The organism is Aggregatimonas sangjinii, assembly GCF_005943945.1.
GTDB lineage: Bacteria > Bacteroidota > Bacteroidia > Flavobacteriales > Flavobacteriaceae > Pelagihabitans > Pelagihabitans sangjinii.
The window spans coordinates 3,008,397-3,031,767 of the sequence record NZ_CP040710.1 but is presented as its reverse complement, the minus strand read 5'-3'; the positions used below and the strand labels follow the sequence as shown (position 1 = coordinate 3,031,767).

Below are 23,371 nucleotides of genomic sequence, written 5' to 3'. Positions count from 1 at the left end.
TGAACCGCGTTGAACGTTCAGGTAAAGAAATGTTTATATGGGTTCACTAGGACAAAAGAACACCTTATGCAAAGACAGATCAATTTTTTATTTCTAGCCCTGTTCGGAATAACGAGCTTCGCCTTCGGTCAAGAAGACGAAAATGACTTGGGTACGGAGACCGTTACGGTAACCAAGGCCTATTCGCCAACGATTTCCGATGCGTTTAAGATCAAATCGTTCCCGAATCTGAACGACTCTATCGTACTTCAGAAAAAGGAGATAACCTACAACATTTTTTCGGTACCCGTGGCATCGACCTTTACTCCGGCCAAGGGCAAGGCATCAGCCGTAAAAAAAATACCACCACCGGAACTGTACAATTCGTACGCCTCGGCGGGCGGGGGCAATCCGGCCAATATTCTCGCCAAATTCTATACGAGCAGAACATTGGATAGGGAGTCGGGCTATACCGTAGGTCTGGAACACAATTCCTCCAGGGGCGATATTGAGGATACCCAGCTCGATAATATTTTTTCACGCACGCGTTTGGACGGGAATTACAAAAATCGGGATCGGGATGTCGATTGGGGTTTCGATATCGGTGCACAACACCAACTGTACAACTGGTACGGACTTCCTATGGATGTTTTTGACGAGAGTACAATCGACGGAATCGATGAACGTCAGAACTATTTTATGGCCGAAGCGGGCGGACACATCAACGTGGCCGACTCCTACTTTAAAAATGCCAAATTGCAGTACCGTAGATTCTGGGATGTCGTAAAATCAGGTGAAAATCGAGTGATTTTCGAACCTGGATTCAATTTCGAGTTGGGGGAGGAGAGCTTGGATATCGATTTGAAAGTAGATTACGTAAATGGGAAATTTGAAAACGCGCCCTTGGCAGCTCCAACTAATGATATGGGAATCGACTACAGTCAATTGCAGGTTGGCATCAATCCGAGTTTGACCATGTTGCGTGACGATCTTGCCTTGAACTTAGGGGTAAATCTGGTGTACGGGTTGGATGGGGAACGAAGCGAGAACAACTTTTATATTTACCCTGCGGTAACGGCTTCCTATAGGGTCATGGACGAATTTGCGATTGCCTATGCGGGTATCGAGGGCGATTTGAAACAAAACTCCTATTATGGTTTCGTCGAAGAAAATCCATATGTATCACCGACCTTGACCATTTCGCCCACCGACACACAATATGATGCTTACTTGGGATTACGCGGTCAGCTATTGCCTAATTTAAGTTATAACATCAAGGGGTCGTATACGGCCGAGAACAGAAGACCGCTCTTTAAACTGAATCCCCAGAATGCATCTCGGGACGATGAAAAGGGATACAATTACGGCAATTCTTTCGAAGTATTTTACGACGATATAAAAACCCTTGGAGTTTTTGGCGAGTTGAACGTAGATGTAAATCGAAATTTCACATTGGGCATCAATGGCGAATATTACAATTACAACACGGAAACCGATAATCCCGCTTGGAACCTCCCTGAATTGAAAGCTTCCGTTTTTATGGATTATCAGATTGGGGAAAAGTGGTATATGGGCGCCAACTTATTCTTCGTTGGGGAGCGCCAAGACGTGGCGACCATCGCCAATGCCAGTGGTGACCCTCAGACCTTTCCGGCAACTATTGTGAATCTCGATTCCTATTTTGATGCCAATGCCCACATCGGGCATCGTTTAAACGACCAGCTGTCCATTTTTATCGAAGCGGCCAATATAGCGAACAACAATTACCAGCAGTGGGCCAACACTCCGGTGCAAGGCCTGCAAATTTTGGGAGGAGCTACGTACAAGTTCGATTTCTAGAAATGCGAGGATTGCGGTAAGCACCCAGCGATCTATTATTTAAACCGATTTTCAAAGTAGCTGGCTTTGTCACTCCTCAGCGGTAATTCTTAATATTGAAGTATAATTCTTACACAGTTTGAATCAAACCGCTTCATGTTCCAGTAATAAGCTGAAAATCACCCCGTAGCGTCGATAATAATACAATAAGATCGACGAACGGGCGTTAGACCTATACCAAATTTTTGGCGAGAACACCAACCAAAAAACAGGGGCATGGTCAAAAAATCGCTTTTTTACCTACTATTATGGGCAATACCGTTTACCGTTTGTGGTCAAAACCTGGTGCGAAATCCAAGTTTTGAGGACTTTAATAGTTGCCCGAAAGAATTGGATAATGTAGAACGGGATGTACCCTATTGGTCAAGACCAACAGGAGGTACTACCGATTATTTCAATAAATGCAGTCCGAACTTGGGCGTCCCGACGAACTTCAACGGGTCGCAGGCTACCGAGTACGGTGGCGGATATGCCGGCCTTTACCTCAGTGCACCCAATGATTATAGGGAATACATACAAGGCGAATTATCGAAGCCCCTGGTAAGAGGTAAAAAATACGAGATAAGTTTTTACATCAGTCTTGCTGAAAAGTCTCAACAGGCCATTCGTGACATTGGTATACTGTTCACTAAAAAGAAGATGAAGGTAGATATCAAAACGCCCTTGACACGGCATCAAGACAACAATAAGAATAATGAGTATAACTTCGTAGAAGTACGTGATTGGGGTTATTTTGATGATAAGACCAGCTGGATGCTCGTTAAAAAGGTTTTTACTGCCGAAGGATCAGAAAAATACCTCTCCATCGGTAATTTTAAAGATAACACCCGGTCGAAAATAAAAACGTTGGAAGGAGGAAAGGGCGCGGCCTATTATTATTTGGATAATGTTACCGTTGAAGACTATCAGGCGAAATATCCCTACGAGGAATTCGTACTGAACAAAACCTATATTTTGGAAAACGTGCTTTTTGCGCACGATGTGTACGCCTTGAACAATTCCTCGAAAAAAGAATTGGAACTGGTGTATGCCGGACTCAAAAAGGACAAGAAACTCTTTATCACGATCCAAGCCCATACCGATGACGTTGGTTCAAAGGCATATAATAAAGATCTCTCGTCGAAACGGGCACGTGCCGTTGCCCAGTATCTCATTTCTCTTGGGTTACCGAAAGATAGGATTCGTTGGGCCGGGTTTGGTGGTGAACAACCCATTACCGATAATCAAACCACGGCAGGAAAACAGAAGAATAGAAGGGCCGAGTTTATTGTTACAAGGGGTATTTCCGGAGAACTAAGCGGCCTCGCGCAAACGACCTATGAAGACGATATGGATTAGCCCCGTTAATCCGACAAATCAGGTGTTGGTCGTGTCAACATTAGTCCGTCGGCCCTAAATCCTTATTTTAGCGGTAGTAAAGAACACTCGTTTGTGCTACCGATTTTCTACAAATATTGCATCCCATGTTGTTCACTATGCTGTTTTTTCTCAGTATGGTCACAGAATCTTGTGAAAAACCCAAGCTTTGAGGATTTTAATAAATGCCCGGAAGGTTTAGGAAATCTGGCCAGTGATGTGCACCATTGGTCAACCCCCACATTGGGCTCTACGGATTATTTTAACGGTTGCAGTGTGGCCATGGGCACCCCTGAGAACTTCAATGGTAAGCAACCCGCAGAATTTGGCGAAGGCTATGCTGGCTTGTATTTATATGCCCCTGACGATTACCGCGAATACCTGCAGGCCGAGTTAACGGAAACCCTTATTGCGGGTAAAAAATACCAGGTCTCCTTTTATATCAGTCTGGCGGAGCGTTCGGATTTTGCCGTCAAGGAATTCGGATTGTTGTTCACCAATAAAAAAATAGTACTGGAGACACGCAAGGAATTCTCGAAAAAATTATGGTATTCCCTGGCAGATCATGAATATCATTATATGGAAATCGGTTACAGCAATTTCTATTCCGATACGAAAGATTGGCTCCTGGTACACACCCAATTTGTGGCCAAGGGTACTGAAAAGTATTTGATACTCGGTAATTTCAAAAACAATAGACGAACCCGGCTTTTTCGTACCAAAAGAACGGCCAAACAGGGCGCCTACTACTATTTGGACGAGGTGGTTCTAAAGTCTATGGATTCTTCCAACGAGTCCTACGAGATTAATGAAGTACATACCTTCAAAAACCTGCTTTTTTCATTCGATAAATCCGATTTGGTAACAACTTCCATTGCCGAAATCGATAGACTTTATGAGTATTTGAAAACCAATTCACAACTTCTGGTGTCTATTAACGGGCATACCGATACCATAGGCACCGAAACCTATAACAAAAGATTATCCGCAAATCGCGCCAAGGCTGTTGCCGATTATCTGGTTAAAAAAGGCATTCCCAAAGAGCGGGTCTCCTGGGCAGGGCATGGGGGAACCAAACCCATTGCCGATAACAGTTCCAAGTCGGGTAGGGAACTCAATAGACGGGTAGAATTTCGTATCACTACAGTTGACGATGCAAATCAAAAATAGGGCTATTTCAACCCGAAGAAAATGGCGATTGAAGCTGTAATATTGGCTTAAAAGGTGCTGTTTTTCCTAAATTTTTGAGTGTTTTTCATCGATTAGACCAGTCGTTACGGTCGATTTCCGATACACCACACCTTTACAGGCTTTCACATACATATCCCCTTTGATCCACAACATATTCTTCAATTAAAGGTCTTGTTCCGGTAATTTAGTGGAAAACCAGCTTTTAGGATAACAATCGAGAACACATGAGAAGTAAAGTTTCCCCAATTAGACGGAACAAGTTCCAATTTATCACAATAGTCATATGGATATTCTGTTCGCAATTCGTGACAGCGCAATTGAGCGACCTGCATTACCTACCGCCTTTAAAACAGGTATCGAACAACCAAGCCATCAGGCAACAGGCCTTCTATCTTTCAACGCCGGAAACCGCTGCCTTTAATGTTCAGGTCTTCAGGGGAACGGGAACAACACCGATTGCCACTTTAACTGTTTCGAATAACAGCCCGGCACAATACAACGTGTCTGATGGAAATAATGAGATTACGCTGGTGGGGAATGGTAATACGGGAATCGTACTCAATACAAGCGGGCTGCGATTTTTAGCACCTGGAGGACAAAAATTCTATGTAAACTACAGGGGCAGATCCAATGCCCAGGCCACGTCGCTTACCTCAAAAGGAAGACAAGCCTTAGGAACGCTTTTTAAATGGGGCGGTATACCGAATAGGGCGAACAACGCAAACCTTACGACTACTTTGGGTATTATGGCTACCGAGGATAATACGACGGTAGATATCTTTGGATATGATCCCGGCTGCGAATTTCGGTTGCAAAATGACCCGGATGGGCTTACCGATGACTCTTATCAAATTACTTTAAACGCGGGTCAGTCCTTTGTTTTTGAAGCCTTAAAGAATGAAACGGCTGCTAATGTTGACGGCTGGTTGGGCGCAACCATACAATCAGACAAGAAAATCGCAATAAGCAACGGGGGCTTGAACACTGGCGTACGGGCGGGTTCTCAAAGTCGTGATGCGGCCATTGACCAACCGGTGCCCCAAAATGTGATTGGTCGGGAGTATATTTTCGTGCGCGGTAACGGTACCAATGAAACCGAGTTTCCCATAATCATAGGTACTCAAAACGGAACGGATATTTTCGTAAATGGTTCCTCCACGCCGATAGCCACTATCAATGATGGCGATTATTTTGTCATTCCCGGTATCAACTATTCCAATTTTAGTGCGGGGGGCAATATGCATGTCGTTACGAGCAAAGACGCCTATGCCTATCAGTGTCTGGCAGGTTCCTCTGGAATCCAGACCATTGGCTTGAACTTCATCGCTCCCGTGAATTGCCTTCTCCCGGATAATTTGAGCAACATTGCCAACATCAGGAATGTAGACGGCCTCAACTTCAATGGTGGTATTACCATCATAGCGGCAGCGGTTACTCCGGATGCGAATATCAACGTAACCGACGGCAATGGAACTACTAATGGGGCCTCGTTGACAAGCAGGTCTGTGAACGGCTCTACCGAATGGAAAACCTTTTATGTGCCCAGTCTGACCGGGAATGTTTCGGTGCAGTCTACCGGGCCTATTGCCGTAGGTTTTTTGGGAGTGAATAGTAACGCTGGTATCGCCGGATATTTTTCAGGATTCGATAGCGTACCCATAGTGGAATTGGATATTACCGGCGGTGGATGCCTGCCCGGGGCCGACGTTATCGAAATAAGTGGTGATTTCGACACCTACCAGTGGTTTCAAAATGGCAACTTGATTGCCGGTGAAACTACAAATTCCTATACGCCAGTTGAACCCGGCGATTTTTTTGTTAGGGTAAGTAAAGGTCCCTGTATGTACGATTCGTCCGTTATTTCCGCATATAATTGCGATCCGGAGATTGTGGTAAAAAAGACCGCGAACACTAATACGATTACAGAAGGGGATGAAGTGATTTTTACCATTACCGTACAGAATTTAGGAATCGACCCGGATACTAACTTAGTGTTGACCGACAATCTGCCAACCGGACTAACTTTGGTGTCCGCAATGCCAAGTTTTGGAACGTGGACCAGTCCCGATTGGAACATAGGTACCCTCAATAGCGGTGAAATACATAGCTTGACATTGACCGCAAGGGCAGATGGTATTTTGACGGAAACAACTGTCACCAATACAGTCACCAATTCCCAAGATCAGATCGATACCAATGCGGTGGCTGATGACCCTTCGGAGGTTATCGTCATACAGCCCAAACCGGACGCCGATGGCGATGGTATCAATGATGAGGATGAGGCCTCTTTCGGAACCGACCCCAACAATCCCGACTCCGATGGTGATGGTATTCTTGATGGTCAGGAAGTATATGTCGATGGCACTGATCCGAACAACGACTGCGATTCCGTAGGCGGGAATCCTTTGCCTACTTCCGATTGTGACGGCGATGGTATAACCAATATGGCCGAGTGTGCCGCAAATACCTCTTCCACGAATATTACCGGCGATATTACCGCTACCGTAACGGGTGGGTATCCCATAGCAATCACGGCCAATGGGCAAAGTGGATCGGGTACCGGGTTGGAAGTAATTACCGATTTTACGCTGCAGACCACATTAAACGGGAACGATATCTATAATGGTTGTGATTTTCTTATTACGACGACCGATTTTGATGATGGGCTTCAGTTCCAGATAGATGATGTTCCGGTACTCTACTTTGATCAGACCCATTGGCAGAACCAACCGGAATTTAGTACTGGCGGAATCTTCGATTCCAATAATAGTGGCAGTTGGACCCCGTGGACAGGGGAAGGAAATCCGGAATTAAAAGCGAGAAGTTCCGGAAAAATCGAATTGTTCGTCACTACAACATCAGGAAATCGTATAGATGCCCTACCGTATATGGATGCGTCGGTTGCGGGTTGGGTGTTATCCAATTTTACCGTTGATTGCTTAACCGCGACCAATTTTAAGATTGGAAACTCAAACGACGATGGAACGGGTGGCATCAATGGCATTGTCATAACGTCTAGCAGCTACGTCTGTATCGATACCGACGGTGACGGTACGGCTGATTCCTTTGATGATGATAGCGATAATGATGGTAACCCGGACAGCACTGATCCCAATAGAATGGTGCCAACTGCCGCAAATGACAATACCTCCGCCGACGTAGGTGTTGCAAAAACCTTCAACATACTGACCAATGATGATTTCTTAGTGGGCAGTACGATTACCGATTTAGGTACTGGAAATGCATCGGGAACATTAAGCATAGACCAAGCTACCGGGGAAGTGACCTATACGGCACTGGCCTCCGAGGACAATAGCACGGTCACGATCGATTATGAAGTTTGTAATGGCGCCCTTTGCGCGACGGCCACGATATTCGTAACCATTCCCGCCTGTGTTGATACGGACGGTGACAACATTTGCGATGTAGATGACCCGAACCCCAATGACCCATGTTTGCCTATGTCGGATACGAATTGGCAGCCCCAAGGTTCCAATGATTGTGATACCGATGGGTTGACCGATGACGAGGAAGCTACTTTAGGTACCGACCCGAACGTTGCCGATACCGATGGTGACGGTATTGATGACGGCCAGGAAGTAAATACAGATGGTACCGACCCCTTAGATTCCTGTAGCGCTATCGGTGGTACTCCGCTGGGAACCGACGATTGCGATAACGATGGCTTGACGAACGATGAAGAAGCGACCGCCGGCACCGATCCGGAAGTAGCCGATACCGATGGCGATGGCATCGATGACGGTCAGGAAGTGAATACCGATGGCACGGATCCTTTGGATTCCTGTAGCTCCGTTGGCGGTATGCCACTCGGCACCGATGACTGCGATAATGATGGATTGACCAACGACGAGGAAATTGCATTGGGTACCGATCCTAACAATGCCGATACCGATGATGACGGTATTTCTGATGGTCAGGAAGTAAATACCGATGGCACCGATCCTTTGGATGATTGTGAATCGAATGGAGGAACACCATTGACGAGCTCGGATTGCGATAACGATGGACTTACGAATGCCGAAGAGGCAACGGTAGGTACAGACCCGAATGTGGCCGATAGCGATGGGGATGGTATCGATGACGGTCAGGAAGTGAATACCGATGGTACGGACCCCTTGGATTCCTGTAGTTCCGTTGGCGGTACGCCACTGGTTACGGACGATTGCGATAACGATGGCCTTACCAACGGCGAGGAGGCGACCGCCGGCACCGATCCGAATGTGGCCGATAGCGATGGTGATGGTATCGATGACGGTCAGGAAGTGAATACCGATGGTACGGACCCCTTGGATTCCTGTAGCTCTAACGGAGGTACTCCTCTTGGTACCGACGACTGCGACGGCGACGGCAACCCAAATAATACCGACCCCAATCCCACGGTAGCAACGGCAGTTGACGATGCTACTGGCGCTGATGTGGGAATTGCCAAGACATTCAATATTGTAAATAACGACGATTTCCCCGTTGGTAGTACTCTTTCCGACTTTGGAGGAGGTAGTGCAAACGGTCCCTATAGTTTCAACAATGCTACTGGAGAAATAACATACACCCCCAACGCGACCGATGACAACAGTACCGTGACTATAATCTATCAGATCTGCAATGGTACGGTATGTGCCACGGCCACAATTTTTGTTACTGTGCCCAGTTGCCCTGATACCGACGGGGATAATGTTTGTGATGTAGATGAGCCAGGCACGGAAAACGACCCTTGCGAACCGAGTACCGATCCAAATTGGCGGGCACAAGGCACCAATGATTGCGATACGGACGGCCTAACGGATGACGAGGAAGTTACCGCGGGAACTGATCCAAGTATAGCCGATACCGACGGCGACGGCGTCCCGGACGGTCAGGAAGTAAATACCGATGGTACCGACCCCTTAGATTCCTGTAGCTCCGTTGGCGGTACGCCGCTTGGCACAGCTGACTGTGACAACGATGGCCTGACCAACGACGAGGAAACTTCTTTGGGTACCGATCCGAATGATGCCGATACCGACGGAGATGGCGTGGATGATGGGCAAGAAGCAACGATGGATGGCACCGATCCGTTGGATTCCTGTAGCTCCGTTGGCGGTATGCCGCTGGGAACCGACGATTGTGATAACGATGGTTTGACCAATGACGATGAGGCCGCGGCCGGGACCGACCCTGAAGTAGCGGATAGTGATGGCGATGGCATCGATGACGGCCAGGAAGTGAACAACGATGGTACGGATCCGTTGGACTCCTGTAGCTCGGTTGGCGGTATGCCACTGGGCACCGCCGATTGCGATAACGATGGTTTGACGAACGACGAAGAGGAGACCATAGGTACCGACCCGAACGTGGCCGATACCGACGGTGATGGCATCGATGACGGCCAGGAAGTCAACACCGACGGCACGGATCCGTTGGATTCATGTAGTTCCGTTGGCGGAACGCCGCTGGGAACTGCCGATTGCGATAATGATGGACTAACCAACGCCGAGGAAGCCACTTTGGGCACCGACCCGAACCTAGCCGATAGTGATGGTGACGGCATTGATGACGGCCAGGAAGTGAATACAGACGGCACGGATCCCTTGGATTCCTGCAGTTCGATTGGTGGTACGCCGCTGGGCACCGCCGATTGCGATAACGATGGCTTAACGAACGATGAAGAAGCGACCGCCGGCACCGATCCGAACGTGGCCGATAGCGATGGCGACGGCATTGATGACGGCCAGGAAGTGAATATAGATGGCACGGATCCCTTGGATTCCTGTAGCTCCGTTGGCGGTATGCCCCTGGGAACCGACGATTGTGATAACGATGGTTTGACCAATGACGAGGAGGCGACTGCCGGCACCGACCCGAACGTGGCCGATAGCGATGGCGACGGCATTAATGACGGCCAGGAAGTGAATACCGATGGCACGGATCCGTTGGACTCCTGTAGCGCTGTTGGCGGTACGCCGCTGGGCATTGCCGATTGCGATAACGATGGTTTGACCAACGACGAGGAGGCGACTGCCGGGACCGACCCGAACGTGGCCGATAGCGATGGCGACGGCATTAACGACGGCCAGGAGGTAAATACCGACGGTACGGATCCGCTGGATTCCTGTAGTTCGGTTGGCGGTACGCCGCTCGGCACCGCCGATTGCGATAACGATGGTTTAACGAATGACGAGGAGGCGGCCGCCGGCACCGATGCCAACAATTCGGATACGGATGGTGATGGGCTGACCGACGGCGAAGAGGTGAACGGCGTTGATGATGCTACCACCCCGATTATACCCAATGAAAGTAGTGATCCATTAAATGCTTGTGATCCAGATGCTACCAATTCGCTCTGTGATAGCGATGGCGACGGTTTGACCGATGGGGAAGAAATTGATCTAGGGACCGACCCCTACGACCCTGATACCGATGGTGACGGCATCAATGATGGGCAGGAGGTAACGGACAATACAAATCCTTTAGACGATTGTAATTCCCTTGGGGGAACACCTCTAGGTACTTCTGATTGTGATATGGACGGTTTGTCAAATGACGAGGAGGATGCTTTAAACACAAATCCGGCAGTGGCCGATACCGATGGTGACGGCGTCAATGATGGCCAAGAAGTTACGGATGCTACCAATCCGCTGGATGCCTGTAGTTCTGTTGGAGGAACACCGCCGGTAGGCGAACCTTGCGATATTGCCTTTGAGTCCGATCTCGTGCAGCCGGGAATAAATGATGGCATTTTCAAGATTACCAACATAGAAGCCTATCCAAATAATACCGTACGTATTTACAACCGCTGGGGTGTGTTGGTTTTCGAGACAAGGGCTTATGATAATCTAGGGAATTCCTTCCGCGGAATTTCCAATGGAAGGGCAACCGTTAATCAAAATGAAGAACTTCCCGTAGGTGTATACTTCTACATTGTAACCTACGTGAACAATGGTGAAAGTCGCACGAAGAATGGCTACCTGTATATTAACCGATAGGAGCAAAAGGTTCCCGACCAAAAGATGATGATACAATGAAAAAATCAATAGTAATCATAGCATTTCTTAGTGCTTCACTATGGGGCGTAAAAGCGCAGCAAGATGCCCAGTATACCCAGTACATGTACAACACGGTATCGGTCAATCCCGCCTATGCCGGATCGAGGGGTGTTTTGAGCATCGCCGCTCTACATCGTTCCCAATGGATAGGATTGGATGGGGCGCCAACGACACAAACCTTGAATTTGCACACCCCAATTACGGAACGCCTGGGTGTCGGGCTGTCGATAGTGAATGACGAAATTGGAAACGGAACCAACCAGGATACATATTTTGACGCGGTATTCTCTTATACCGTCCCGGTTTCGGAACAAGGTAAACTATCCTTCGGGTTAAAAGCTGGAGGGCATTTATTGAACATCGATTTTAGTAAACTGCGGAACTATAGCAATGAAGCGAATGGGGCTGGCCTGAACAACATCGATAAAAAATTCTCACCAAATTTTGGAGCTGGTATTTATTACCACACGAATGTCTTTTATGCCGGTCTTTCGGTGCCGAATTTCTTAAAGACCGAGCATTTCGATACTTCCGAAGGGGGAACCTCTTTCTTGGCGCAAGAACGAATGAATATCTATTTGATTACTGGCTACGTATTCGACTTTGACCGCGGGATAAAGTTGAAGCCTGCGGCCTTGTTGAAAGCAGTACAAGGAGCGCCGCTTCAGCTCGATATTTCGGCGAATGTCATGTTCAACGAAAAATTTACCCTAGGCGTGGCCTACAGGTGGGATGCCGCTGTGAGTGCCCTATTTGGATTTCAGATTTCCGATGCCTTTATGGTCGGCCTGGCATACGATAGGGAAACTACGGAATTGGGAAGTACCCAGTTTAACGATGGGTCTTTTGAAGTGATGCTCAGATACGAATTGCTCGCCAAGTACAAGGGAGTGATTACGCCCAGATTTTTCTAATTTTGCCCATTGATAGCTGTCCTATTCGATTTTAAACGCTAGGATTGAACTTACTTCTTGCTTATTTTTAACTTCTTAATTTCAACATGTAATGGAGTGGGTTCATTAAAGTTATCCTTACTGTTTATTGCTACGTCCCTTTTGTTTTCATGTGGTGAAAAGAAGGCGGCTCCCGAAGCGACACCGTCGGAAGTCTTGGAAAATAAGCGCATTCAAACGGCCGACTTACAATCCATATTGGATAGCGCAAAGGTCAAAGGAGCTATAGTCATTATGGATTCCCGGGCCAAAACTCTTTATTCCAATGATTTTGATTGGGCCGGTATCCAACGTTTGCCTGCGTCTACCTTTAAAATTCCAAATTCCTTGATTGCCCTGGAAACCGGTGTTGTGCAGCACGATAGTACGCTTTTCAAATGGAATGGGGAAGAACGGTATCTGAAAGTATGGGAGCAAGACCTGACTTTTAACCAAGCATTTCATTATTCCTGTGTGCCCTGTTACCAAGAGGTAGCACTGAAAATTGGCGTAAAAAGGATGAAGTATTATTTGAAGGAATTCCGCTATGGCGCGATGAAAGTCGACTCGACCAACATCGACCACTTTTGGCTTGAAGGTACATCCAAGATAAGTCCGTTGCAACAGATTAATTTTCTTCAGCGCTTTTACGAATCCAAACTTCCGATTTCAAAACGCACCGAAGCGCTAATGAAATCCCTTATGGTCATCGAAAAAAAGGAGGCTTATAGTTTAAGCGGCAAAACGGGTTGGGCCACCGCCAACAATACGGATAACGGCTGGTTTGTAGGATATGTGGAAATCGGAGGGAACCCGTATTTCTTCGCAACGAATATCGAGCCATTACCCGATTTTGATATGAAGCGATTTGCTGCCATCAGGAAAGAAGTTACCATGGCCGCTCTACAACAAATAGGCATACTCAAATGAGTTTGTCGATCCGCTATTGGCAATCGTCGTAAAAACACCCTAACTTGCAACAATTCAAATACATGATAACCACTACTAATGGACGTTAACCTAGCAGTACTTATAGATGGCGATAACATTCCCTCGGCCTATGTAAAAGAAATGATGGAGGAAATCGCCAAATATGGTAACCCCACCATTAAACGTATTTACGGGGATTGGACCAATCCTCGGGTTAGTAAATGGAAGCATATCCTACTCGACAACGCGATTACACCGGTACAACAATATGGCTATACCCAAGGGAAGAATGCGACCGATTCTGCCATGATCATCGATGCCATGGATATCCTATACTCCGGTAAAGTGAATGGTTTTTGTTTGGTGAGTAGTGACAGCGATTTCACCCGTTTGGCGACGCGACTGCGGGAGGCTGGGATGCAGGTGTACGGGATAGGGGAGAAGAAAACACCCAATCCTTTTATTGTGGCCTGCGATAAATTCATTTATATCGAAATTCTAAAGAACTCTTCGGAAGAGGAGGAAGAGAGCGATGGAGCTTCAGACCAACCGAAAGGCAAGAAAAAAACCAAACAGAACGTCGATAAAATTACCACGAAGGAGGTTCGTTGGATTTCGAATACCATTCAGGACGTTGCCGATGATGAAGGCTGGGCTTTTTTAGGTGACGTTGGCAGTTTGCTTCAAAAAAAACAGCCCAATTTCGATGCCCGAAACTATGGTTTTCAAAAATTGACACCATTGATCAGTTCCATTAAAGATTTTGAGGTCGAGCGTCGCGAAGATTCCAAGGGAAGGAACAAATTAATATACGTGAAGATCAAGGAAAAACGAAAAACGAAGGCGGGATTCCGAAAATAAACGGATTGCATAAAATCCGCGCCTTGATAAAGTTGGATTTCTTTGTACCCTTAGAAGGATTATCTTACCGAAATAAATTTGTGGTACGATGCTTGTAATACACCAAGGGAAATATTTTTTACATTTATAATGATTATTTAGAAACCAACAAATGTGTTCACCGCATTCTTAAAACAAATACAATGAAAGATTACAGTAAGTTGATTTTCAAAATTTTTGTCGCCGCCATACTTATGGCAATGCCCTTGCAGGCGACTTTGGCATTTACCGATTCATCCGATGATATAACAGTAGAGACTTTCATAAAAGATAAATTTGAAGGAGGATGGGCATATACCGTTGCAGGAGCCCCGGAAGGTTATGAAGAGGGTTTTCTACTCATCGTGGCAGACGGGAATTCGTATAAAGTACAAATTCAGACGGGTGGCGGCACCATGAAGGGAGAGAATGTAACCACCAAGGGCAGTACGATTATGTTCGATGTGATGGTCGAAGGCGATAAGGTCGCTGTTAGCCTAAAAGTTGCTGGAAGTACTATTTCCGGTACCAGCACCTCTTCACAAGGCACCTTTGCCATTTCAGGTACCAAAACGCTCTCACAGGAATAAACAGCTACAATAGCGTAGACCAGATAAAGCATTGCAAACATCCTATTGTACCCATCATGGTGCAAGAGGATGTTTTTTTAGTTAAGGAGATTCCAATAATCAAATTTTAGTCCGTTTCACCTTCAAAGAGGAGCTCTCCGTCTCAAAAATTCCTTTAATCTTTGTTTGTCCTCTCGTATATTTGTGCTCCTCCCAAATTATACGCATATGAAAAAAATAAGTTTACTGCTACTGCTGGTCTTTGCCAGTTGCGAAATACTGAAAGAGGAGGTAGACCTCGTTGTAATCAATGCCAATGTGTATACAGTAGACGAGGGCTTTACTCAGGCCCAGGCCTTTGCAGTGCATAAGGGTAAGTTTGTAGCGGTGGGCTCGACCGAGGGGGTTCGCGATGTTTACACAGCGGATCAAATTCTCGATGCCGATGGCCGTACCATTACTCCCGGACTTATTGATGCCCATTGTCATTTTTATCGCTTGGGCCTTAATCAACAGTTGGCCGATTTCAGTGGTACCAGTAGTTTTGAGGAGGTCTTACGGAAAGTAGAGGATTTTCAGCGCCTAAAACCGCAGCCCGTGTTGCGGGGAATGGGGTGGGATCAGAATGATTGGGAAGTGAAGGAATTCCCAACGAAAAAAGAACTGGACGAGTTGTTTCCCGAAACCCCGGTGGTCTTAGAGAGGGTCGATGGTCATGCCTATCTGGTCAACCAAGCCGCTCTCGATATGGCCGGAATCAAATGGAATACCAAGGTAGATGGGGGTGAAATCGTTAAGAATGCCTACGGAAATACAGGGGTACTTATTGATAACCCTATGCGGTTGATCGATTCGGTAATGCCGCCACCCAGTTTGGAAACCAAGGTACAGGCCCTCAAGGATGCGCAAAGGATATGTTTCAATTACGGATTGACGACGGTAAACGATGCCGGGCTAGACCGTTCGACGATTGAATTGATCGATAGTCTTCAACAAACGGGTGAACTATCCATTCGGGTATACGCTATGGTAAGCAACAATCCTGAAGACGTTGACCATTATATTTACCAAGGTCCGGTCAAGACCGATCGTCTTAATGTGCGTTCTGTGAAGGTATATGGCGATGGCGCTCTGGGTTCTCGGGGGGCGGTTCTTAAAAGACCTTACACCGATAAGTGGAATCATTACGGGGCAATGGTTACGCCTATCGACGAAATAAAGGATTTGGCCCGAAGGCTCGCCATTTCGGAATACCAGATGAATACGCATGCGATTGGCGATTCGGCAAATGCCTTGGTCTTGCGAACGTATAGGGAAGTTTTGAAAGACCGGCCGGACAGGCGTTGGAAAATAGAACATGCACAGGTCATCGATTCCACTGATTTCGACTATTTCTCGGAAGGCATCATTCCATCGATACAACCCACGCATGCTACAAGCGATATGTATTGGGCGGAGGAACGTTTGGGCCCTGATCGAATGAAAGGTGCCTATGCGTACAAAAAGCTATTGAACAAGGCAGATATTGTTGCCTTGGGCACCGATTTTCCGGTGGAGCAAGTAAGTCCATTTTTGACCTTCTACGCTGCCGTGGCAAGAAAGGATACCGAAAATTATCCGGAAGGAGGCTTCCAAATGGATGATGCACTTACTAGGGAGGAAGCCTTAAGAGGCATGACCATCTGGGCGGCCTATTCCAATTTTGAAGAGGACGAAAAGGGAAGTATAGAAGTAGGAAAGTTTGCCGATTTCACGATTTATAGCGACGATTTGATGGAAGTTCCGCTGAAGGATATCCCATCTATCCAAGCGCAGCAGACCTACATTGCCGGCCGCGTTGCGGAATAAACTTTTGACGGGTCAAGGGTAGTTGTTATGAAGATGCGCGACCTTATTTATCGTATCCATTTTGCGAACGGCGTTCCCTCTCCTCGGGAGAGGGTTAGGGAGCGGTCTTTCTAAAGGAACAATCATTTATACTTTCTGGAATTGCTTCTCCTGTCCGCGCTCTTTGAATCCGGGAAGCGAATTTTAAATGGCTCGTCGAATAGAATGGTGTATAAATACCCCATTTGCTATCCAAAAAAAACCGTATACCAACTGGCATACGGTTTCCTAAATTTCTTCTTGAGGATGACTACTACATTTTTGTAGCTTCCATAGTAATAGGTACGGCAACTCTCATGGTATCCCAACCCATAACCATATGTGCACCACCTTCAACTTCCTTAAATGCAATGGAAAATTCCTCTAAGGGCTCTTCCGCTAAGGTAGAATTGATTTTTACACGAGCAACATCATTGCCCTCTTTGTAAAAATAAGACCCCCATTGGTTGAGACCTTCATGTAAAACAACGGTCCATTCCTTATCGCCGGGAATGGTCAATAACGCGTAAGTACCTGCTTTGATATCCTGGCCTCCAAAATTTACATCTTGGTAAAACGTGATTTCCGGTGCTTCGTTGGCACCTGTTCTCCAAACTTTACCGGCAGGGGCCAACTCCGCTAGAGACCTACCTTTCAATTGTGGCCTACCATATACAATTTTAACCACCTTGTCGGCTACTTTGTAATCGGTAGGGAAAGATGCGGCATCCATGGGACTTTTGTCCAATCCGCTAAATTCTTGTGCAAAGGCTTCCGTAGTGAAAACCATAGTCAATGCCATAAAGGCAAGGGTAATAACTCTTTTCATAATTGTGTTTATTTGTTCGTGTTTAAAATTACGGAGTAATCTAAAGATCCTCTGCTAAAGAGTCGTTAAAATTAGAGCAACTTACAAAGCCATCTAAAATATGACCGTTTCAGATATTACACTTATATTATAATATGAAAATCATAATAATTGTACGGATATGTAATATATAATGAAGTTAATGTTTTAAGATTGAAAGTTTAAATGCATCTTTGCTCGCTAATTACTATAAATAAGATTAATATGTGTGGAATTGTATGCGCCTTTGATGTTAAAGAAAGTACCGAAGTACTTAGGCCACAATTATTGGAGATGTCCAAAAAAGTGCGTCATAGAGGGCCCGATTGGAGCGGAATCTATTCGGATGCCAAAGCTATTTTGGCCCATGAGCGATTGGCAATAGTCGATCCGGCCTCTGGAAAACAACCCCTATTGAGTCCCGACGGAAAGTTGATTCTGGCGGCCAATGGCGAAATTTATAACCATAGGGAGTTGCGAAAGCAGTTCGAAGGCTCATACGACTTTCAGACCCAATCGGATTGTGAAGTTATCCTTGCGCTATATCAAGCCAAAGGACCTGCTTTTTTGGACGAGATGAACGGTATTTTCGGTTTTGCCATTTACGATACAGAAAAGGACGAATATTTCATCGCCCGAGATCATATGGGAATCATTCCCCTATATATGGGATGGGATAAGAATGGAACCTTTTATGTGGCATCGGAGCTCAAAGCCTTGGAAGGTACCTGCACGAAGATAGAGTTGTTCCCTCCGGGACATTATCTGCATAGCACCGATGGGGAGCTAAAAAGATGGTATTCCCGCGATTGGATGGAATATGAGGCGGTAAAGGAAAACGAGACCAGCATCAAGGAAATCAAAGAAGCACTGGAAGCTGCGGTACACCGCCAGTTAATGTCGGATGTTCCCTATGGCGTGTTGCTCTCAGGCGGGCTGGATTCTTCCGTAACTTCCGCTATTGCCAAAAAATATGCCCAAAAACGAATCGAATCCGATGACACCGCCGATGCTTGGTGGCCACAATTGCACTCGTTTTCGGTAGGGTTGGAAGGTTCGCCCGATTTGGCGGCCGCACAAAAGGTTGCGGATCATATCGGCACCATTCACCACGAAATAAAATTTACGATTCAAGAAGGGTTGGATGCCATCAAGGATGTAGTATACAACCTGGAAACCTACGATATTACCACTATTCGCGCCTCAACACCCATGTACCTCATGGCGCGGGTCATTAAATCAATGGGCATCAAAATGGTATTATCAGGCGAAGGCGCCGATGAACTTTTTGGCGGATACCTATACTTCCACAAAGCTCCGAATGATCAGGAATTTCATGAGGAAACCGTTCGTAAATTAAGCAAATTGCACATGTACGACTGTTTGCGTGCCAACAAAAGTCTGGCCGCCTGGGGTATCGAAGGACGGGTACCCTTCTTGGATAAGGAATTTATGGATGTCGCCATGCGTATCAACCCGAAAGACAAAATGATCAATGGCGAGCGCATGGAAAAATGGGTAGTCCGTAAGGCTTTCGAAGATATGCTACCACATAGCGTGGCATGGCGTCAGAAAGAACAGTTTTCCGATGGGGTCGGCTACAGTTGGATCGATACCTTAAAAGAGGTGGTCGATGCCGAAGTGTCGGATGAGCAGTTGGCCAACGCCAAGTTCAGGTTCCCGTTGCAGACACCTCAGAACAAAGAGGAGTTTTATTACCGGACCATTTTTGAATCGCATTTTCCTTCAGACGCCGCGGCGCTCTGCGTTCCTCAAGAGGCATCGGTAGCCTGCAGCACAAAAATCGCCCTGGAATGGGACGAGGCATTCAAGAACATGAACGACCCTTCGGGCAGGGCCGTGGCCAACGTTCATGATGAAGCGTATTAAAGAACGATTTTCAACGCACTGAAGACAATCGGTTCTGTTCGACCGGTTTTATTTTAATTAGTCTGAAAGGCGCTTCCGAAAGGATGCGCCTTTTGTTTTTTATTTGTTAAAGAAGTGGCTTTTAGCGTTCATTTTTTCCACAATATTTGTTGATAACTTAAAGGTGCAATAAGTTGTCAAAACCTCATATTTCATAGGCTATTGCGTATATTTGTAAGATTGCAAAATTACAACTTCAAACAACCTTTGAATTTATGAGTGAAGAAGCAAATAAAGAAGACGAAAACAAAAAAAACGAGCCCTTGGATTCTAGCAAGGAATCTACAGGAAGTAAGGAATATTCCGCTGATAGTATTCAGGCCTTAGAGGGTATGGAGCATGTGCGCATGCGGCCGTCTATGTATATTGGCGATGTTGGTGTGCGGGGGCTGCACCACTTAGTTTACGAGGTGGTCGATAACTCTATCGATGAGGCCATGGGCGGGCATTGCGACTCTATTTCGGTCATCATAAACGAAGACAACTCCGTGACTACCCGTGATAACGGTAGGGGTATTCCCGTTGGGATGCACAAAAAAGAAGGTGTCTCGGCACTGGAAGTGGTCATGACGAAAATCGGCGCAGGTGGTAAATTCGACAAAGATTCCTATAAGGTTTCAGGTGGTTTGCACGGTGTGGGGGTGTCTTGTGTAAATGCCTTATCAAGCCATTTAACGGCTACGGTATATAAAGAAGGTAAGATATGGCGACAGGAATATGCGAGGGGTAAAGCCCAATATCCTGTAAAAACCATCGGAGAAACGAGCGAACGGGGTACTGAGGTCACTTTTATGCCCGATACGCAGATCTTTACTCAGACTATAGAATACAGTTATGAGACCTTGTCGAATAGAATGCGCGAACTGTCGTATCTGAACAAAGGCGTTACCATTTCGATAATGGACAAGCGTCAAAAAGATAAGGATAGCGCATCCGGTTATGTAGAAGAGGTTTTTTACTCCGATGAAGGCCTAAAAGAATTCGTTCGGTTTTTAGACTCGAACAGGGAACAGTTGACCCAAGGTGTTATTTCCATGGAAGGGGAGAAAAACGGAATTCCCGTGGAGGTCGCCATGGTGTACAATACCTCGTATACCGAAAACCTTCATTCCTATGTCAATAATATCAACACCCACGAAGGAGGTACGCACCTCTCCGGCTTTAGAAGAGGGTTGACCGGAACCTTGAAAAAGTATGCAGATACCTCGGGTATGCTCGACAAATTGAAATTCGAGGTGCAAGGCGATGACTTTAGGGAAGGCTTGACGGCAATCATCTCCGTAAAGGTCGCAGAACCGCAGTTCGAAGGCCAGACAAAGACTAAATTGGGCAACAGGGAAGTGACTTCCGCGGTAAGTCAGGCCGTATCGGAAATGTTGACCAACTATTTGGAGGAAAACCCTGATGATGCCAAGGTAATCGTTCAGAAAGTAATCTTAGCGGCTCAGGCACGACATGCGGCGACCAAGGCACGCGAAATGGTGCAGCGCAAAACGGTGATGAGTATTGGTGGCCTTCCCGGAAAACTATCTGATTGTTCGGATCAAGATCCCGTAAATTGCGAAGTATTTCTCGTTGAGGGAGATTCCGCGGGTGGAACGGCCAAACAAGGCCGCGACCGTAACTTTCAGGCGATACTGCCCTTACGGGGTAAGATTTTAAATGTGGAGAAAGCGATGCCGCACCGGGTTTTCGAAAATGAGGAAATCAAGAACATTTACACGGCCTTGGGAGTTACCATTGGTACCGACGATGACAGTAAAGCCTTGAATTTAGAGAAGCTCCGTTATCATAAAGTGGTTATTATGTGTGATGCCGATGTTGATGGTAGCCATATCGAAACCTTGATTCTTACCTTCTTTTACCGATACATGCGTGAACTTATCGAAAGTGGTCACGTGTATATCGCTACCCCACCTTTGTACTTGGTGAAAAAAGGAAGTAAAAAACGCTACGCCTGGAACGATCAGGAACGCGACGAAATCGCCGATAGCTATAGCGGAGGAGTGAGCATTCAGCGCTATAAGGGTCTGGGTGAAATGAACGCCGAACAGCTGTGGGACACTACCATGAATCCTGGATTTAGAACCCTCCGCCAAATCACGATTGATAACGCCACCGAGGCCGATCGCATTTTCTCTATGCTGATGGGAGATGAGGTGCCGCCACGAAGAGAGTTTATCGAGAAAAATGCAGTGTACGCGAATATTGATGCGTAAGTGCTTTTGTAGGAAAACTGGATAATTAAAAAGCCGCAACCTAGTAAAGGTTGCGGCTTTTTGTTGGAATTAAATTCTTTAGGCCGCTTAGTTTCTCACGGCAACGATTTCACCGGTCAAACTTTGTAAGACCTCGCCTTTTTCCGTTTTTTCTAAAGTAACGATTTGGTCGGCAAGATCAGTACCGGGATACGAAATCGTATATTTGTTGTCTTCTTCTGTCCATCGAAAGTCCGTCTTTACGGCTTCGACCTGATTTAATTGGTGATTGTAGCGACCGAGATACGCATCGTTGAAAGTCCATATTTTAAAACTGGTCTCTTTTTCGGTTTCGCTGATTTCTTTTCTGTCGGCTTTCTGCCAAACACCGATAATGGCGTCATTGTTTTCTGGAATTCGGGAACAATTACTAGCTAAAACAATACCAATTATGGCAAGGAGGGAAAATAGCTTTTTCATAATGTAGGTTTTTACTGATTCGGGGGTTGGTTTATCTAACGGAAATACACCTTCCTTAATTGCTAAAATTCGATGTATGACGTCGTTTTGCGATAATCTTCGTTGAACCGCAATTTTTTTTAACGTTCCATGTAATTCATCGATCAAAAAAAGTGCGGCATTGGCAAGATTTAAGCAGGTTACGGTGACTTTGGTTTGTTAAAGATTATGTATTTTTAGCCATCGAAAACATGAAAATTATCTGAAATTAAAAAAGAATTATTATGAAAATTACCATTGTAGGGGCAGGGGCTGTAGGAGCGAGCTGTGCAGAGTACATCGCCATTAAGAATTTCGCATCGGAAGTCGTTTTATTGGATATCAAGGAAGGATATGCAGAAGGGAAGGCGATGGATTTGATGCAATGTGCCTCCCTAAATGGTTTTGATACCAAAATAACAGGGGTTACCAGTGATTATTCTAAAACTGCGGGCAGCGATATCGCCGTCATTACTTCCGGGATTCCACGCAAGCCAGGAATGACACGTGAAGAGTTGATAGGCATCAATGCCGGAATCGTAAAAACGGTTTCCGCCAGCCTGATCGAACACTCACCAAATGTCATTATGATCGTGGTGAGCAATCCGATGGATACCATGACGTATTTGGTGCACAAAACGACCGATTTACCGAAAAACCGAATTATAGGAATGGGAGGGGCTTTGGATAGTGCCCGCTTCAAATACCGATTAGCAGAGGCCTTGGAAGCACCGATTTCTGATGTTGACGGGATGGTACTTGGCGGACACAGCGATAAAGGCATGGTGCCTTTGACTTCACATGCGACAAGAAACAGTATCAAGGTTTCGGAATTTTTATCGGAAGATCGTCTAAATCAGGTTGCCGAAGACACTAAGGTGGGCGGTGCAACGCTTACAGGTTTATTGGGAACAAGCGCTTGGTACGCTCCAGGCGCAGCAGTATCTGGTTTGGTGCAGGCTATCGCATGCGATCAAAAGAAAATATTCCCTTGTTCTACGTATTTGGAAGGTGAATACGGATTAAACGGACTATGCATCGGTGTTCCCGTTATATTGGGTAAAGATGGAATTGAAAAAATAGTGGACGTGCCCTTAAGCGATGCTGAAATGGCGAAAATGCAGGAAAGTGCCGAAGGTGTTCAAAAAACGAATGACCTTTTGGAGCTATAAAATAGCCGGGTTACTGTAGAGAATTAAGAAGGGTGTTCCACGTTCGTGGGATACCCTTTCGTTTTGACAATATGTATACGATTTCTTGGCGGTTTTTACTCAAA

The 23,371-nt window shown here is 46.1% G+C and carries 14 protein-coding genes; 12 read left to right on the top strand and 2 right to left on the bottom strand.

The features are described from left to right. Nucleotides 1-66: 66 nt before the first annotated feature. The 9 genes from FGM00_RS12700 (at nt 67) to FGM00_RS12660 (ending at nt 16,605) form a co-directional block, all read left to right on the top strand. A complete protein-coding gene (locus FGM00_RS12700) occupies nt 67-1,818 on the top strand; it encodes a TonB-dependent receptor (RefSeq protein WP_138853270.1) in 1,752 nt (583 codons plus the stop codon). Nucleotides 1,819-2,073: 255 nt separating this feature from the next. Then, complete coding sequence (locus tag FGM00_RS12695) at nt 2,074-3,195, top strand: OmpA family protein (protein ID WP_138853269.1); 1,122 nt, start codon at nt 2,074-2,076, stop codon at nt 3,193-3,195. 171 nt (nt 3,196-3,366) lie between these two features. Next, nucleotides 3,367-4,383 (top strand): OmpA family protein, encoded by a 1,017-nt coding sequence (locus FGM00_RS12690; RefSeq protein ID WP_236262774.1) that lies wholly within the window; start codon nt 3,367-3,369, stop codon nt 4,381-4,383. A gap of 245 nt (nt 4,384-4,628) precedes the next feature. Then, on the top strand, nt 4,629-11,387 hold the full coding sequence (locus FGM00_RS12685) for a T9SS type B sorting domain-containing protein (protein WP_138853268.1): 6,759 nt from the start codon (nt 4,629-4,631) through the stop codon (nt 11,385-11,387). Nucleotides 11,388-11,422: 35 nt separating this feature from the next. Beyond that, entirely contained in the window at nt 11,423-12,361 is a 939-nt protein-coding gene (locus tag FGM00_RS12680; RefSeq protein ID WP_138853267.1) for a PorP/SprF family type IX secretion system membrane protein, read from the top strand. A gap of 96 nt (nt 12,362-12,457) precedes the next feature. Next, the gene (gene blaOXA / locus FGM00_RS12675) at nt 12,458-13,309 is read left to right on the top strand and encodes a class D beta-lactamase (RefSeq protein WP_236262773.1); all 852 of its coding nucleotides are present in this window, start codon (nt 12,458-12,460) and stop codon (nt 13,307-13,309) included. Nucleotides 13,310-13,387: 78 nt separating this feature from the next. Further along, on the top strand, nt 13,388-14,170 hold the full coding sequence (locus tag FGM00_RS12670) for an NYN domain-containing protein (protein ID WP_138853266.1): 783 nt from the start codon (nt 13,388-13,390) through the stop codon (nt 14,168-14,170). Between the two features lie 182 nt (nt 14,171-14,352). Further along, entirely contained in the window at nt 14,353-14,778 is a 426-nt protein-coding gene (locus FGM00_RS12665) for a hypothetical protein (protein WP_138853265.1), read from the top strand. A 207-nt stretch (nt 14,779-14,985) separates the two neighbouring features. Further along, nucleotides 14,986-16,605, top strand: coding sequence for an amidohydrolase (locus tag FGM00_RS12660; protein WP_138853264.1), 1,620 nt, complete (start codon nt 14,986-14,988; stop codon nt 16,603-16,605). Nucleotides 16,606-16,897: 292 nt separating this feature from the next. Here the strand turns inward: FGM00_RS12660 and FGM00_RS12655 are convergent, their stop codons facing one another. Beyond that, entirely contained in the window at nt 16,898-17,452 is a 555-nt protein-coding gene (locus FGM00_RS12655) for a DUF2911 domain-containing protein (protein ID WP_138853263.1), read from the bottom strand. 243 nt (nt 17,453-17,695) lie between these two features. Here FGM00_RS12655 and asnB point away from each other — a divergent pair, with 243 nt between their 5' ends. After that, nucleotides 17,696-19,360 carry an asparagine synthase B gene (asnB, locus tag FGM00_RS12650; RefSeq protein WP_138853262.1) on the top strand — a complete coding sequence of 555 codons (1,665 nt, stop codon included), beginning with the start codon at nt 17,696-17,698 and terminating at the stop codon, nt 19,358-19,360. Between the two features lie 254 nt (nt 19,361-19,614). After that, nucleotides 19,615-21,618 carry a DNA topoisomerase (ATP-hydrolyzing) subunit B gene (gyrB, locus tag FGM00_RS12645; RefSeq protein ID WP_138853261.1) on the top strand — a complete coding sequence of 668 codons (2,004 nt, stop codon included), beginning with the start codon at nt 19,615-19,617 and terminating at the stop codon, nt 21,616-21,618. 87 nt (nt 21,619-21,705) lie between these two features. Here the strand turns inward: gyrB and FGM00_RS12640 are convergent, their stop codons facing one another. Beyond that, nucleotides 21,706-22,077, bottom strand: a complete 372-nt coding sequence (locus FGM00_RS12640) for a hypothetical protein (protein WP_138853260.1) — start codon at nt 22,075-22,077, stop codon at nt 21,706-21,708. Nucleotides 22,078-22,340: 263 nt separating this feature from the next. Here FGM00_RS12640 and mdh point away from each other — a divergent pair, with 263 nt between their 5' ends. Then, nucleotides 22,341-23,267, top strand: a complete 927-nt coding sequence (mdh, locus tag FGM00_RS12635; RefSeq protein WP_138853259.1) for a malate dehydrogenase — start codon at nt 22,341-22,343, stop codon at nt 23,265-23,267. The last annotated feature ends 104 nt before the right edge of the window (nt 23,268-23,371 follow it).

Coding starts and splice junctions, on each gene's coding strand:
- FGM00_RS12700 (WP_138853270.1), top strand. CDS start 67: ATGCAAAGACAGATCAATTTTTTATTTCTAGCCCTGTTCGGAATAACG.
- FGM00_RS12695 (WP_138853269.1), top strand. CDS start 2,074: ATGGTCAAAAAATCGCTTTTTTACCTACTATTATGGGCAATACCGTTT.
- FGM00_RS12685 (WP_138853268.1), top strand. CDS start 4,629: ATGAGAAGTAAAGTTTCCCCAATTAGACGGAACAAGTTCCAATTTATC.
- FGM00_RS12680 (WP_138853267.1), top strand. CDS start 11,423: ATGAAAAAATCAATAGTAATCATAGCATTTCTTAGTGCTTCACTATGG.
- FGM00_RS12670 (WP_138853266.1), top strand. CDS start 13,388: ATGGACGTTAACCTAGCAGTACTTATAGATGGCGATAACATTCCCTCG.
- FGM00_RS12665 (WP_138853265.1), top strand. CDS start 14,353: ATGAAAGATTACAGTAAGTTGATTTTCAAAATTTTTGTCGCCGCCATA.
- FGM00_RS12660 (WP_138853264.1), top strand. CDS start 14,986: ATGAAAAAAATAAGTTTACTGCTACTGCTGGTCTTTGCCAGTTGCGAA.
- FGM00_RS12655 (WP_138853263.1), bottom strand. CDS start 17,452: ATGAAAAGAGTTATTACCCTTGCCTTTATGGCATTGACTATGGTTTTC.
- asnB (WP_138853262.1), top strand. CDS start 17,696: ATGTGTGGAATTGTATGCGCCTTTGATGTTAAAGAAAGTACCGAAGTA.
- gyrB (WP_138853261.1), top strand. CDS start 19,615: ATGAGTGAAGAAGCAAATAAAGAAGACGAAAACAAAAAAAACGAGCCC.
- FGM00_RS12640 (WP_138853260.1), bottom strand. CDS start 22,077: ATGAAAAAGCTATTTTCCCTCCTTGCCATAATTGGTATTGTTTTAGCT.
- mdh (WP_138853259.1), top strand. CDS start 22,341: ATGAAAATTACCATTGTAGGGGCAGGGGCTGTAGGAGCGAGCTGTGCA.